This is a genomic window from Shewanella sp. 10N.286.51.B8 (assembly GCF_041469325.1).
Classification (GTDB): domain Bacteria; phylum Pseudomonadota; class Gammaproteobacteria; order Enterobacterales; family Shewanellaceae; genus Shewanella.
This window is the reverse complement of record NZ_JBFRKG010000013.1, coordinates 123704-138610: the sequence shown is the minus strand read 5'-3', so window position 1 is coordinate 138610 and position 14907 is coordinate 123704. Positions and strand designations below refer to the sequence as shown.

General features: G+C 42.5%; 10 protein-coding genes. 6 read left to right on the top strand and 4 right to left on the bottom strand.

From position 1 onward, the window contains the following. Window positions 1-620 precede the first annotated feature (620 nt). A complete protein-coding gene (locus AB4160_RS06715) occupies window positions 621-1895 on the top strand; it encodes a CinA family nicotinamide mononucleotide deamidase-related protein (RefSeq protein WP_102440351.1) in 1275 nt (424 codons plus the stop codon). A gap of 77 nt (window positions 1896-1972) precedes the next feature. Here the strand turns inward: AB4160_RS06715 and AB4160_RS06710 are convergent, their stop codons facing one another. From AB4160_RS06710 to argE, 3 genes are all read right to left on the bottom strand, one after another. Further along, entirely contained in the window at window positions 1973-2509 is a 537-nt protein-coding gene (locus AB4160_RS06710) for a DUF1439 domain-containing protein (RefSeq protein WP_102440350.1), read from the bottom strand. After that, window positions 2509-5157 carry a phosphoenolpyruvate carboxylase gene (gene ppc, locus AB4160_RS06705; RefSeq protein ID WP_102475814.1) on the bottom strand — a complete coding sequence of 883 codons (2649 nt, stop codon included), beginning with the start codon at window positions 5155-5157 and terminating at the stop codon, window positions 2509-2511. The genes AB4160_RS06710 and ppc overlap by 1 nt, the downstream gene beginning before the upstream one ends. Window positions 5158-5282: 125 nt before the next feature. Further along, window positions 5283-6434, bottom strand: a complete 1152-nt coding sequence (gene argE / locus AB4160_RS06700) for an acetylornithine deacetylase (RefSeq protein ID WP_102440348.1) — start codon at window positions 6432-6434, stop codon at window positions 5283-5285. A gap of 261 nt (window positions 6435-6695) precedes the next feature. On the opposite strand from argE, the gene argC reads away from it, so the two are divergent. The 5 genes from argC to argH all read left to right on the top strand — a co-directional run bounded on the left by argC (window position 6696) and on the right by argH (window position 12123). Then, the gene (argC, locus tag AB4160_RS06695) at window positions 6696-7676 is read left to right on the top strand and encodes an N-acetyl-gamma-glutamyl-phosphate reductase (RefSeq protein WP_372001404.1); all 981 of its coding nucleotides are present in this window, start codon (window positions 6696-6698) and stop codon (window positions 7674-7676) included. A 14-nt stretch (window positions 7677-7690) separates the two neighbouring features. Beyond that, window positions 7691-8473 (top strand): acetylglutamate kinase, encoded by a 783-nt coding sequence (argB, locus tag AB4160_RS06690; protein WP_372003983.1) that lies wholly within the window; start codon window positions 7691-7693, stop codon window positions 8471-8473. A gap of 11 nt (window positions 8474-8484) precedes the next feature. Then, window positions 8485-9390 (top strand): ornithine carbamoyltransferase, encoded by a 906-nt coding sequence (locus AB4160_RS06685; protein ID WP_076542002.1) that lies wholly within the window; start codon window positions 8485-8487, stop codon window positions 9388-9390. A 66-nt stretch (window positions 9391-9456) separates the two neighbouring features. After that, window positions 9457-10677: an argininosuccinate synthase gene (locus AB4160_RS06680; protein WP_102440345.1), complete on the top strand. Its 1221-nt coding sequence runs from the start codon at window positions 9457-9459 to the stop codon at window positions 10675-10677. Window positions 10678-10752: 75 nt separating this feature from the next. Then, on the top strand, window positions 10753-12123 hold the full coding sequence (gene argH / locus AB4160_RS06675; RefSeq protein ID WP_102440344.1) for an argininosuccinate lyase: 1371 nt from the start codon (window positions 10753-10755) through the stop codon (window positions 12121-12123). A gap of 135 nt (window positions 12124-12258) precedes the next feature. Here argH and AB4160_RS06670 read toward each other — a convergent pair whose 3' ends face one another. Next, a complete protein-coding gene (locus AB4160_RS06670) occupies window positions 12259-14880 on the bottom strand; it encodes a penicillin-binding protein 1A (protein WP_198589290.1) in 2622 nt (873 codons plus the stop codon). Window positions 14881-14907: the final 27 nt, after the last annotated feature.

Sequence of the window (14907 nt, the reverse complement as noted above, 5' to 3'; positions counted from 1 at the left end):
TTTTTCGTATTGGGGGAAAACAACAATACCTAATGCTGATAATTTGAGTTATTAGCTGCAACATATCAGCGTGAGCGGTGAGTGTGGACGAATGCCCATGTGAAACTAGGGTGTAATGTCTGTGATTATAAAGCAAGGTTTTATACAGACATGGAACGCGAAGGATTTATCCGCAGCTGAACATCGCCAAGCGCTTAATATCTCTCGTAAGAGAGTCGATAAAGCCTGACTCACCGTGTCAGGTTTTTTCGTTTTTAGGATATAAATATCAACAAGTTCTGATAATTGAAGTATTTAACCATATTTTTCTGAATATAAATGTGGGCAATAAGCCAATGTAGAACCAAGTTTAAGTCAATGGCCTAATTTTTCTAGATAGAATAATTAGCCTATTACTTAAGAGTCAGGCTTTATTGTGTTTGTGATTATAGCGCTGCTTACAATTAATAATTCACTTAAGAACCTGTTGAGTGCACAAGTTGAACTTAAAACAACCTATTGCAGTATTAAATAGCAGTAACGTAATGCAGCTATCATGATGGTAAGCTATCTTGTAGGTTATTTTGCGGATTTAATCTTGCTTGTTGTTTCTTTTCAAGACAGGCTTTTTAGGGATAATGATGAAACTAGAGATGATTTGTACTGGCGAAGAAGTACTATCTGGCCAGATTATAGATACTAATGCTGCCTGGGTTGCTAATACCATGATGGAGTTAGGTATTGAAATGCAGCACCGTATTACAGTTGGTGATCGCTTAGATGATCTTGTTCAAGCATTTATTGATAGAAGCCATCATGCCGATGTGATTATTATTAACGGCGGTTTAGGGCCAACCAGTGATGATATGTCAGCAGAAGCGATGGCGTTAGCTAAGGGGGAGCCTTTAGTTGAGAATGTTGAATGGCGAGAGAAATTAATTGAATGGTTTTCGCGTAACAACCGTGTGATGGCCAAGAGTAACCTTAAACAGGCTTGGTTACCTGAGTCTGCAGTAATGATTGATAATCCTGTTGGAACAGCATGTGGTTTTAGAGTTAAGTTAAATAAAGCATGGTTATTTTTTACTCCCGGTGTTCCTTTTGAATTAAAGCACATGATCACCGAGCAGTTTATTCCTTTTATTAAGGCTGAATTTAAAGCTAGTGAAAACACTGCGCTAAAAAAACTGCTTACCATAGGTCATGGGGAGTCTTCTTTAGCTGATAGCCTAGCGGATTTAACTTTGCCTGATGGTGTCACCTTAGGTTACCGCTCTTCTATGCCACATATTGAGATTAAAATATTTGCTCGTGGCGATGAAGCAATTAGACAACTCTCAAGCGTTACCCAAGAAGTCAAAGCGATTCTCGGTACTGCAGTGGTCGCTGATGATAAGCCCACACTTGCTGCAGAAATTCATCAACGTTTATATCAATCTGGTTTTAGTTTAAGTGTTGCAGAGTCTTGTACTGGCGGTTTAGTAACGAGCCAGTTAATTGATTTTGCAGGCAGCTCATCTTATTTACATCATGGCTTAGTGACCTATAGCAATGAATCGAAAGTCAAAGTACTGGGGGTTAATCCACAGGTTTTGGATGATCACGGCGCGGTTTCTATTCAAACTGTTGAGGCTATGGCTAAAGGCGCTAGAGAGATTTTAGATAGTGACTACGCCTTATCTACTAGTGGCATAGCTGGACCTGATGGAGGTTCAGAGGAAAAACCTGTTGGGACAGTGGCCATTGCGCTGGCGACTAAAAATGCGGTATATAGTCAGATGATTAAAGTTTCCAGCCGCTCACGAAGTTTGGTGCGCAGTTTAAGCGCTGCAGTTGCCTATGACATGTTACGCAGAGCATTATTAGATGAAGCGATTATTGTTGATTACCCATCAATAAAACGTTTTGATAAGTAATTGAGCTTATTGTCTTTATATAAAAAAAGTAGCAATATTTATTGCTACCTTTTTTGTTTCAGTTGCATAATTAAGGTTTAAAACTTAATGACAATCTTGCCTTTTTGCACTTCAATCTCTTTGGTGATTGAGGCCATTAGTGCTTGATTAGCATCATTTTCATCCAGCACGTAGACAGGTTGCGATGCTAGAAAAGTACTAAGAAACATCATTAGCTGTGGTGTGATTGATGAAAGCATTTTTTCAATATCTGCGGGGGTTGATTTAACCTCAACCAAATCTAACTTCTTTAAATAGATGCTTTTGGTTTCAACGTCATACCAAGGCTCAGCCTCAAATGTTGTCACAAGATCCGCTTCTATAGATTTAAAAGGGTTTTTAACGGCCATTCTTGTTTGGGCTGTGACCGCAATAGTATTGGGCTTGTGGCCCAATTCTACTTCCATATCATTGAGTTTAAGTTGAAGCCCAAAAACTTGGTTACCTTGGGAGACTTCATAATGCATCTCGTTATTTAGGTAATCTTCAACTTCAGACTCACTAATGCTGTACTGAGTGGCGCAACCAGTCAGTAATAGCATTAGTAAACCTAAACCACATTTAAGTATGCGCATTAGCCAGTGTTTCTCATTCCTGCTGCGACGCCAGCAATGGTTAACATCAGTGCAAGTTCAACTTGTTTAGATGCTTGATCTTCATTACGGGTACGAGCGAGCAATTCAGCTTGTAAAAAGTTGAGTGGGTCAATATACGGGTTACGTAACTTAACAGACTCGCGGTTCCAAGGTGTATGCGCCATTAACTCTTCTGATTGGGTTAATGACAATACCTCATCAATACCTAATTGTAGGCTGGCGCGCAGCTTTATGCCCAAATGTTTTAATTCATCAGGAACAAGGCAGCTATCGTAATAACTAGCAAGGTTTGGCTCCGCTTTCATGTATACCATTTCAAGCATTGAAACACGGGTCTCAAAGAATGGCCATTGTTGCTCCATTTCTATGAGTAAATCAGCTTCACCTCGTTGTGACGCGGCTTGTAGTGCTTCGCCTGCACCTAACCATGCTGGTAGCATTAGGCGGTTTTGAGACCATGCAAATATCCATGGGATGGCACGTAAACTCTCAATGCCGCCATCGACACGACGTTTTGCTGGGCGACTCCCTAATGGCAGTTTACCTAGTTCAACTTCAGGTGTCGCTGCGCGAAAGTAAGCCACAAAATCAGGCTCTTCACGGACGATGCCGCGATAGGCTTTAACTGAATCATCTGCTAAGCGCTGCATACAGTCACGCCATTGCTGTTTAGGCTCAGGTGGCGGCAGTAAGGTTGCCTCCATAACTGCTGAAGTATATAAAGCCAAGCTTTGAACGGCCACTTTAGGTAGGCCAAATTTAAAGCGGATCATCTCCCCTTGTTCGGTGACACGAATTCGACCATCAACAGAACCCGGTGGTTGCGATAAAATTGCTTTATGAGCTGGTCCGCCGCCTCGGCCAATGGAGCCACCACGACCATGGAACAGCATCAGTTTTACATCTGCTTTCTTACATACTGCTACTAATTGCTCTTGGGCATGATATTGCGCCCATGCAGCAGCAATCACGCCGGCATCTTTGGCTGAATCAGAATAGCCGATCATCACCTCTTGCATGCCTTTGGTGTAACCGCGATACCAGTCAATATTAAGCAGTTGAGTCATGCAATCAGCTGCTGTGGTTAAATCACTTAATGTTTCAAACAATGGCACTACGCGCATTGGATGCTGGCAGCCACTTTCTTTAAGTAATAACAGCACCGCTAATACATCTGATGGCTTACTTGCCATTGAAATAACATATGAACCCAGTGCTGTCGCAGGCTGGCTTGCAACCAGTTTACAGGTGTTAAGCACTTCTTGTACGTCAGCCGTTGGTTGCCACGTGCTTGGAATAAGCGGTCTGCGACCTGTTAGTTCACGTAATAAAAACGCCTGCTTTTCGTTTTCATCCCAGTGATCATAGTCACCTAGGCCTAAGTAGCGTGTTAGCTCGGCAATGACGTCGCTGTGACGTTCAGCATCTTGGCGGATATCCAACCTGAGCATATGGATACCGAAACAGGCCATACGGCGAAGAATATCTAACAATAATCCGTTGGCAATAAGCCGCATACCTGATGAGGTTAAACTACGGTATAGCAGCTCTAGTGGTAGCTTTAAGTCTTCAAGTTCCCAAATAGTTTCATCAGGTTTCATATCGACTTGATGACCTTCAAGGCGGATATTTAAGTAGTCGATGGTATTACGTAATTTGTTACGTAGATCACGCAGCACATCACGGTAGGGCTCTTTACTGTTATTGGTTAATGCCATCAGTTCTTCACTGGCATCTTCCATGGATAATTCATTAATCAGCTTAACGATATCTTTGAGGTATAAGCGTGCGGCAGCATGGCGGTTTCGTAGTAATACTTCTTGTGTGACGACTGAGGTAACAAATGGATTACCGTCTCTATCTCCGCCCATCCAGCTAGAAAAACGTACTGGGCATATGTCTGTGGAAATTTGTTTGCCCGTTTTAGCTTGTACATGATCATTGAGCTGGCGTAAGAAGTCGGGTACAGCTTGCCATAGTGATGTTTCAATTGTGCTAAGTCCCCAGCGAGCTTCATCAACAGGGGTTGGCCTGTCATGACGAATTTCATTGGTATGCCATATTTGTGCGATGAGCTGGCGTAAGCGTAAATGAGATTGGCCTATTTCTCGCTCAGTTAGTTGCTGATTTTCTTGCTCTGTCAGACAATCGACCACCGCGGAGTATTTTTGAATGAGGGTGCGACGTGAAATCTCGGTGGGATGTGCTGTGAGTACTAAATCGATATCGAGGTTTTCAAGACACTGAATAACCTCTTGCTCATTGGAGCTGCTGTTAAGCATTCGTCCAAGTAGCTGCTCTACTGGATCCGGTGTACATACAAGCTCATCACAATTACGGCTAATGGTATGGAATTGCTCCGCGATATTCGCCAAATTAAGGAATTGATTGAAGGCTTTGGCAAACGGGACTAATTCTTCATCAGGAAGCGAGTTGAGTAAAGTGAGCATCTGTTGGCGTGATTCTGCATTTCCTTGGCGGGATTCTTTAGCCAAAATGCGGATTTGCTCGACCTTTTCGAGAAAACCTTCACCAAGATGATCGCGCATAGTATCACCTAAAATTTGTCCTAAGTTGCTGACATTAGAACGCAAGGATGCATACATATCGGCGGTTTGATCTGCCATAATTACTCCATAAGTTACTTAATAAGCGGTGACAATTTTTCCATAAGCTTTAGCACAATAGCGAGCGACAACTGCTTGGTCAATGGCTGATGAGATAAATTCAAAAGCCATTAATCTGCTTGTTGTTATTTAATACAAGCTTGATAAATCAGTTTTTTAATGAGCTCAACCGTTGGGGTTAAATATTCAAGGCCAATATATTCATCGGGCTGATGGGCCTGATTGATACTCCCGGGGCCAAGTACTAATGTTTGACAGCCTAATTGATTTATATAAGGCGCTTCAGTGGCGTAATTGACCACTTCAGCTTGGCTATTAGCAAGCTCAGTAACCAGCTTGGTCCAATAACTATCAGCTTTTCCTGCAAATGACTCAGAGCCTGGGTATAAGGTGCGTACTTCAATACTGCCTGGATATTGCTTATTAATTTCAGCAAGGTAGTTAATGACCATTAACTCTAAATCAGCTAATTCAATACCGGGCAGTGGGCGAATATCAAGGTGTAAGTCGCAGCAGCCACAAATACGGTTGGCTGCATCGCCGCCGTGAATATGGCCAAAGTTCATGGTTGGGTAGGGCACGCTAAAGGCATCTTCTCGGTAGTTTTCACTTAAGTGTTGCTTGAGCTTTATTAACTGACCTGTGACTTGATGCATTATCTCGATGGCATTAAGCCCACGTGCAGGATCTGATGAATGACCACTGCGACCAATAACGCGAATACCTTGGGCTAAATGGCCTTTATGCATATACACCGGCTTTAAGCTGGTTGGCTCGCCGATAATGGCATAATCTGGTGCTATAGATGTTGATTCAGCAAAGGCTTTAGCGCCATTCATGGTGGTTTCTTCATCGGCACTGGCAAAAATATGTAATGGACGCTTTAACTCAGTTAATGGGATGTCTTTTAACGCTTCCATGATTAGGGCAAAAAAGCCTTTCATATCGCAGGTACCTAGGCCATACCAGCGATTGTCTTTCTCAGTTAATTCAAATGGACTTTGGCTCCAACGACCTTCATCAAAGGGAACGGTATCGGTGTGGCCAGCTAATAACAAGCCGCCTTTGCCAGAACCAATGGTGGCGACAAGGTTTTGTTTACCTCTGCTATCAGCGACAGTACTAATTGTGCAGTCAAACCCCATGTCGCTAAACCAAGACTGTAGCAGTGCAATAACTGCATGGTTACTCATATCTTGTTCTACTTCTAAGGCACTGATTGAAGGTAGTGCAATCAACTGTTTAAAAGCATCTTTTAATTCTGGTAGTGAGTTCATAAGGGCCTTTTATAAATATTTAATTAAATAATCATTCATAATTATTGCATAAGTAATGTTTTGTGTTAGTCTAGCAAACAGCTAAGGAATTCACCATAACTTGATAAATATTTAAGAACTATAGATATGTATGTAATTGCGATTCAATTCACTGTAACAGATCCCAAAGTAAACTATTCTCGACGATAGTTTTAATCTCGAGCACCCTGCTCATATTTCAAATAAAAATTAATAGTTTACTGACTTAAAGATGACAACATAATGAAAAAAATCGCAATAATTGGTGCTAGTGGTTATACCGGAGCACAAATCACCGCTCTTATTGATGCGCAAGCGTCACTATCGATCCAAGGCTTATATGTTTCTGAAAACAGCCTAGATAAAGACCGGTTATTAGCAGATCTATACCCGAGTTATCAACACATTCAAATTCCTCTGTCACCGTTATCGGCTGATGCTAAACAAGCCATCGTTGATCAAGCTGACGCTGTTGTATTAGCAACAGAGCATTCAGTTAGTTTGGAATTGGCCGCATTCTTTTATAACCAAGGTTTAGCTGTATTTGATTTAAGTGGCGCATATCGGTTTGCTGATACCGCTCAATATCCTAAATGGTATGGTTTTGAACATACTCAAGCAGCAGTGCTTGCTGATGCGGTTTACGGCCTAGCAGAATGGAACGCGCAAGCCATTGCTAATAGCAAAATGATTGCTGTGCCAGGTTGTTATCCAACTGCATCACTCACAGCGCTAAAACCATTAAAACCATTGTTAACTGATGCTTACCCTGTAATTAACGCAGTCAGTGGTGTGACCGGTGCAGGCAGAAAAGCCCAATTGCATACCAGTTTTTGTGAAGTCAGCTTAACGCCCTATGGTGTATTAGGGCATAGACATCAACCAGAAATCGCCACCCAGCTGGGTCAAGAAGTTATCTTTACCCCGCATTTAGGTAATTTTAAGCGTGGAATTTTAGCCACCATTACTGTGCAACTTAAAGCGGGTACTACAGAAGCTGACATTGCTAAAGCTTATGGCGTATATGATGACTCGCCACTGGTGAGCGTAAAGCATAACCAATTTCCTAAAGTCGATGATGTGGTGCTAACACCCAATTGTATCGTGGGCTGGAAGTTTGACCCGCAAAGCAATTACCTAGTGGTCGCTAGCGCCATTGATAATTTAATGAAAGGCGCTGCAAGCCAAGGTCTGCAGTGCATTAATATTCACTTCGGTCTATAACAGGAGCCTTGATTATGTCTAATACCAACCCTGTTATCGTACTTAAAGTGGGTGGCGCGCTGTTGCAATCAGAGCCTGGCATGGCAGAGTTGATGTCAGTAGTTGCTGAAATGATGCAGCAAGGGCAGAAAGTGATTTTTGTTCACGGCGGTGGTTGCTTGGTCGATGAACAGCTTGAAGCTAATGGCAAGCAAACGATTAAGCTTGAGGGCCTGCGTGTTACCCCTGCTGATCAGATCCCGATTGTTGCTGGCGCTTTGGCAGGCACATCGAATAAAATTTTACAGGCCGCGGCAATTAAAGCTGGCATCGTCAGTGTGGGCATGAGCTTGGCTGATGGCAATATCGTCAATGCCAAAATTAAACATGAAAAGTTAGGTTTGGTGGGGGAAGTATCACCGAATGATCCGAGTTATTTAACTTATTTATTGTCGCAAAACTGGTTACCTATTTGCAGTTCAATCGCGATTTCACCAGCGGGCGATATGCTGAATGTCAATGCCGATCAAGCCGCTACCGCATTAGCTAAACTCGTTGCCGGTCAGCTGGTGTTATTGTCAGACGTACCCGGTGTACTTGATGCTAAAGGTGAGTTAATTGCCCAATTAGATCAACAACAAATTAGCTCGCTTGTGGAGCAAGGTGTGATTGAAAAAGGCATGAAAGTAAAAGTTGAAGCGGCATTAGAGGTCGCTCAATGGATGGGCAAAGCCGTACAGGTCGCCTCATGGAAACAACCCCAACAATTAATAGCATTAACTAACGGACAATCCGTTGGCACTCAAATTCAGCCTTAGGAGCAAAGCTAATGGAACACTTATTATCACTTAAAGACTTGTCGCAAACCCAGCTATTAGACTTACTGGCTTTGGCGAAAAAAATTAAAGCAAACCCAGCTGATTATAATCAAGCGCTGGCAGGCAAAAGTGTGGTGATGTTATTTGAAAAGCCATCACTGCGTACTCGAGTAAGTTTTGATATCGGTATTAACAAGCTAGGTGGTCATTCAGTTTATCTTGATCAACAAAATGGTGCATTAGGCAAACGTGAGCCAGTATCTGATTTTGCGACTAACATTTCGTGCTGGGCAGATGCGATTGTAGCAAGAACTTTTTCGCATACAACTATTGCAGGTCTTGCTGAACATGCGTCAGTTCCGGTGATTAATGCGCTATGTAATTTGTACCACCCTTGCCAAGGCTTAGCAGACTTTTTGACCTTATCAGAGAAGTTTGATGATGTAAGTAAAGTGAAATTAGCTTACCTAGGTGATGGTAACAATGTGACACACTCTTTGATGTATGGCGCTGCTATCTTAGGTGCGACCATGACTGTAGTTTGCCCGCCAGGCCACTTCCCTGACGGCAATATTGTCTGTGAAGTACAAGCTTTGGCTGCCAAGCATGGTGGCAAGCTTATCTTGACCTCGGATGTGAGTGAAATGGGCCCGCAAGATGCCATATACACAGATACGTGGATCTCAATGGGCGACAATACTTCAATGGCAGAAATTGAAGCGAAATTTAAGCCTTATCAAGTTAATAGTGAATTAATGAATAAGGTAGGTGCCAATTACTTTATGCATTGTTTGCCAGCTTACCGTGAAGTGGAAGCAACAGCAGAAGTAGTGGATGGTGAAGGTTCACTTATCCTCCAGCAAGCAGAAAACAGAATGCATGCACAAAACGCCGTATTGGTTACTTTGTTAGGTTAATAAATCATATTTTCATCAGCTGGCGTTAGCGAGCTTTTATAAAACAAATTTACGTTAGGAATTACCATGTCAATTGCAGCACAACCAAATATTAAAAAAGTCGTATTAGCTTATTCGGGTGGATTAGACACCTCAGCGATTATCCCATGGCTAAAAGAAACCTATGATAATTGTGAAATTGTCGCCTTTTGTGCTGATGTTGGTCAAGGTGCAGAAGAACTTGAAGGTTTATATGAAAAAGCCATCGCATCAGGTGCTTCAGAGTGTTATATCGTCGATTTAAAAGAAGAGCTGGTGGCTGATTATATTTATCCGACTATTGCCACAGGTGCTATCTATGAAGGTACGTACTTACTGGGTACCTCAATGGCGCGTCCAATTATTGCTAAGGCGCAAGTAGAAGTCGCCCGTAAAGTTGGCGCTGATGCGGTATGTCATGGTTGTACCGGTAAAGGTAATGACCAAGTACGTTTCGAGGGTTGTTTTGCCGCACTTGCACCAGAGTTAACCGTTATTGCGCCTTGGCGTGAATGGTCAATGGTCAGCCGTGAAGATTTGCTTGATTACCTTGCTGAAAGAAACATCGAAACTACAGCATCAGCGACTAAGATTTATAGCCGTGATGCCAACGCATGGCATATCTCTCACGAAGGCGGTGAGTTAGAAGATCCGTGGAATGAGCCAAGCAAAGAAGTATGGACCATGACAGTGGCACCAGAAGATGCCCCAAATACCCCTGAGTATGTTGGGCTAACCATCGCCAATGGTCGTGTTACTCATGTTGATGATGTTGCGCTATCTCCATATGACGCACTAATGAAGCTAAATGAATTAGCTGCAGCACACGGTGTTGGTCGTATCGACATTACCGAAAACCGTTTAGTGGGCATGAAGTCTCGTGGCTGTTATGAAACCCCTGGTGGAACAGTGATGTTTGCAGGCCTACGCGCAATCGAAGAGCTAGTGCTCGATAAAACAAGCCGTGAGTGGCGTGAGCAAGTCGGCGCACAAATGGCTCATCTTGTATATGATGGACGTTGGTTTACGCCATTGTGTAATTCATTGATTGCCGCGTCAGAATCTTTAGCTGAATTAGTTAACGGCGAAGTGGTCGTCAAACTTTATAAAGGCCAAGCAAGTGTGGTGAAAAAGCGCTCTCCAAACAGCTTATATTCAGAAGAGTTCGCGACCTTTGGTGACGACAATGTTTATGACCAAAAAGATGCAGCAGGCTTTATCCGCCTTTACTCTTTATCAAGCCGTATTAGAGCATTAAATACCAAGTAATTTCCTGTTATTTAAGATTGATACGGGGCTCATATAGCCCCGTTTTTATAGAATAAGTTAAAAGAGGGTATCGACATGGCGTTATGGGGCGGAAGATTCAGTCAAGAAAGCAGTGCATTATTTAAATTATTTAATGACTCATTACCAGTAGATTATCGTTTAATTGAAGAAGATATTATTGGCTCAATTGCATGGGCTTCAGCAATCACTTCAGTGGGCATTTTAACCCAAGCAGAATGTGAGCAATTGCATGGTGCGCTAAATGAGCTACTTAGCGAAGTTGCTGACAAACCAGAATTGATTATTGCTTCTGGCGCAGAAGATATTCACAGTTTTGTGGAGCAGTCTTTAATTGCCAAAGTAGGCGACCTAGGTAAAAAGCTGCATACAGGGCGTTCGCGTAATGACCAAGTAGCCACAGATTTAAAACTATGGTGTAAAAAAGAAGGTCAGCACTCACTTACATTACTGAAAAAGCTCTCTGCTGAACTTGTTAAGCTTGCTGAGCGTGAAATTGATGCTGTGATGCCTGGCTATACCCATCTGCAAAGAGCTCAGCCAGTCTTATTTGGCCATTGGTGTTTAGCTTACGTAGAAATGTTTGAACGTGACATTAGCCGTTTAGAAGATGCACTAAAGCGTGCTGATACTTGTCCATTAGGCACTGGCGCCCTTGCGGGAACAGCTTATCCAATGGACAGGCATCAAATTGCACAATCATTAGGCTTTGCTGCGCCAACCTTAAATAGCTTAGATTCAGTGTCAGATCGTGATCATGTTGTTGAGTTATGTAGCGACGCTTCAATAAGCATGATGCATTTAAGCCGTATGGCTGAAGATTTAATTTTCTTTAACAGTGGTGAAGCAGGTTTTATTGAGCTTGATGACGAAGTGACATCTGGTTCATCTTTAATGCCACAAAAGAAAAACCCTGACGCCTTAGAATTAATTCGAGGCAAAACGGGCCGTGTCTATGGCAGCTTAATGGGTATTCTTACTACCATGAAAGCATTGCCACTGGCTTATAACAAAGATATGCAAGAAGACAAAGAAGGCTTATTTGATGTCATGGATAGCTGGTCTATTTGTCTTGAAATGGCAGCATTAGTATTAAGTGGCTTGCAAGTTAACCGTGAAAGAACTTTAGTAGCAGCTCAGCAAGGTTATGCTAATTCTACCGAGCTTGCAGATTATCTGGTCGCTAAAGGTATGCCATTTAGAGAAGCGCACCATGTTGTTGGTGAGGTGGTCGTGGCTGCCATTGCCAAACAAACTCCATTAGAAGATTTTGTTATTTCAGAGCTACAGCAATTTAGTCCAATTATCAGTGATGATGTTTATGAGTGCTTAACGATTGAGTCATGCTTAGCAAAACGTGAAGCTTTAGGCGGTACCTCGTTAGCGCAAGTAAAATATGCATTAGCGCAGAAACAAGCTAATAGCTAAACAATATGTAAGCCTTATTAGTTTATATTTGTTTCTTTTAGGCTTAAATGAAAAGTCCGCAGTGATTAATCATTGCGGACTTTTTAATGCATTAACACCAGACTAATTTTTAAAAATAACTGCTGGTGGATTTATTTACTGAAATAAATCATCTGCCGGATTCTCTATAAACAGATCATCTTCGATAACTTCTTCTGTGGCATATTCAGTCGGCTCAGTGCCTTCGATAAAATATTCAAATGAAGTGGTGTAATCTGTTTTACGGGTTAATTTGCCACTAGCTAAGTCAATACGCGCCGAAATAATCCCTTTAGGTGGAATGCTCGCAACTTCTTCGGTACCAGTGAGCGCTTGGTTCATAAAATCATTCCAACCAGGCCCTGCTGTTTTTGCCCCAGCTTCAGCCCCTGATATTTGATTTTCAGGACCATCGGCAACCCAGCTGGTTCTGCCTAGTTTACGGCTGTGATCGTCAAAACCAACCCAGAATGTCGAGGTGAGAGTGGGGTTAAAGCCACTAAACCAAGTATCGCGGGATTCATTGGTGGTACCGGTTTTACCTGCAATGTCACGACGCTTTATCAAGCGTGATGCTCGCCAAGCGGTACCATTCCAGCCTGTGCCTTTACTCCAATTGCCGCCACCCCAGATTACACTTTTGAGGGCTTCAGTAATTAAGAAGGCGGTTTGCTCAGAAATGATCCTAGGAGCGTAGCGCGCGTTTTCATCTCCACAAGCAGCAATACCAGTATCACTAATATTAGAACTAGTCTCAGCACTAGCAAGTGTATTGTCTAAGCTGTTTTCAGTTTCAACTGGCGCTTGCTGTGAGCTAACAAACTCATTAGCCATTGCTGCAAAAGGGTCATCAATGCTGTTGGTTGTCTTATTAGTCGCATCATCAACCTCATTGACATCTGGGGTGCAGGCCAGTGCAGGCGACGCTTTTTCAATGACATTGTCATATGAGTCAGTAACCTTACTAATATAATAAGGTTCAACTAAATAGCCGCCATTAGTAAAGACATTAAAGGCGGTGGCGACTTGCAGTGGTGTTACTGAAGGGGACCCTAAAGCGACAGATTCATTTCGTGGTAAATCAGCAGGGTCAAATCCAAAGTCAACTAAGGTATCTATGGTGTTATCTAAGCCAATATGACGCATGGTACGAACGGACATTACGTTGATAGACTGAGCTAAGCCAATGCGTAAACGTGTTGGACCGCCATAAATGTCAGGTGAATTTTTTGGTCGCCATGCCGTACCTTGACGAGTATCGGGCTTATTAATCGGCGCATTATTGATTAATGTTGCAAGGGTGTAGTCTTTTTCAAGCGCGGCAGCATAAATAAACGGTTTGATATTAGAGCCTAATTGACGCTTGGCCTGGGTAACACGGTTATACTGGCTTTGACTAAAGCTAAAACCGCCCACCAAAGTGCGAATAGCGCCATCGCTTGGTTCTAATGAAACCGTTGCACTTGAAACCTGTGGAATTTGAGATAATTGCCAAAACTCGCCATTATCTCTAATCCATACCTTTTCACCGACAGTTAAAATATCCGCTGCTGTTTTAGGTGGCTTACCTTGACGGCGATCGTTAATAAATTTGCGAGCCCATTTCAGGCCATTCCACTGGATGACAACTTCTTCACCTTTAGTATTCAGTAAAGTTGCTTGTTGCTCACTAACCGACATGACAGCTGCTGGAATAATACCTTGTACTGCAGAGGTCGTTTTAAGGTTTTCTATAATGTCGCTGGTGGCCAGAGGTGTATCTGTCCACAAGGTGCTAATTGCTCCACGGTAGCCATGACGCTGATCATAAGCAAACACATTATCGCGTAGGGCGCTTTGAGCTTTTAATTGCAGATCTGAAGAAATGGTAGTGTAAACGTTATAACCATTAGTATAGGCGTCTTCTTCACCATACTTATTTACCATATAATCACGTGCCATTTCAGAAACGTAAGGTGCATATAGATCTATTTCTGCGCCATGATATTTCGCGGTTATAGGGGCATTTATGGCTTCTTGGTATTGTGTCTCGGTGATATTGCGTTTTTCCAACATGCGGCCTAAAACCCAGTTACGGCGTGTCATGGCACGATTCGGATTACGAATTGGATTAGCTGCAGAAGGCGCTTGGGGTAAGCCGGCAATCATGGCCATTTCTGGCAGAGAAAGTTGGGCTAAATCTTTGCCATAATACACTTGAGCTGCAGCGCCGACACCATAGGCACGGTTACCTAAAAATGAGCGGTTTAAATATAATGTGAGGATTTCTTCTTTAGATAATGCTTTTTCAATTTTTAGCGCAAGAAAAATTTCTTTCGTTTTACGAATATAGGTTTTTTCACGGGATAAGAAAAAGCCTCGAGCCACTTGCTGAGTAATGGTGCTGGCGCCTTGGCTTTTTTTGCCTGTAGTAACCAAAATAACGGCTGCGCGAATAATACCAATAGGATCGATACCCTGGTGTTCAAAGAAACGTGCATCCTCGGTATCTAATACCGCATTAATTAATTGCTGAGGCACATCTTCATATTCAACCGGTATTCGTCGTTTTTCACCAAATTGAGAAATTAATAAACCATCTTGACTATAAATTCTTAAAGGTGTCTGTAGTTTGACCGTTTTAAGCGAGTTTACATCCGGTAATTCTGGTAAAACGTAGAAATAAGCAGCGACAATGGTGCCGACGCCCAATAAAGTTAAGCTAAAAATAGCAATAAGTATTCGTTTAAACCACTTCACCAAAATAATCCAAAGTTCGACAATATG

Excerpts from the sequence above, each read along its gene's own strand:
- AB4160_RS06715 (WP_102440351.1), top strand. The coding sequence starts at position 621 with ATGAAACTAGAGATGATTTGTACTGGCGAAGAAGTACTATCTGGCCAG.
- AB4160_RS06710 (WP_102440350.1), bottom strand. The coding sequence starts at position 2,509 with ATGCGCATACTTAAATGTGGTTTAGGTTTACTAATGCTATTACTGACT.
- ppc (WP_102475814.1), bottom strand. The coding sequence starts at position 5,157 with ATGGCAGATCAAACCGCCGATATGTATGCATCCTTGCGTTCTAATGTC.
- argE (WP_102440348.1), bottom strand. The coding sequence starts at position 6,434 with ATGAACTCACTACCAGAATTAAAAGATGCTTTTAAACAGTTGATTGCA.
- argC (WP_372001404.1), top strand. The coding sequence starts at position 6,696 with ATGAAAAAAATCGCAATAATTGGTGCTAGTGGTTATACCGGAGCACAA.
- argB (WP_372003983.1), top strand. The coding sequence starts at position 7,691 with ATGTCTAATACCAACCCTGTTATCGTACTTAAAGTGGGTGGCGCGCTG.
- AB4160_RS06685 (WP_076542002.1), top strand. The coding sequence starts at position 8,485 with ATGGAACACTTATTATCACTTAAAGACTTGTCGCAAACCCAGCTATTA.
- AB4160_RS06680 (WP_102440345.1), top strand. The coding sequence starts at position 9,457 with ATGTCAATTGCAGCACAACCAAATATTAAAAAAGTCGTATTAGCTTAT.
- argH (WP_102440344.1), top strand. The coding sequence starts at position 10,753 with ATGGCGTTATGGGGCGGAAGATTCAGTCAAGAAAGCAGTGCATTATTT.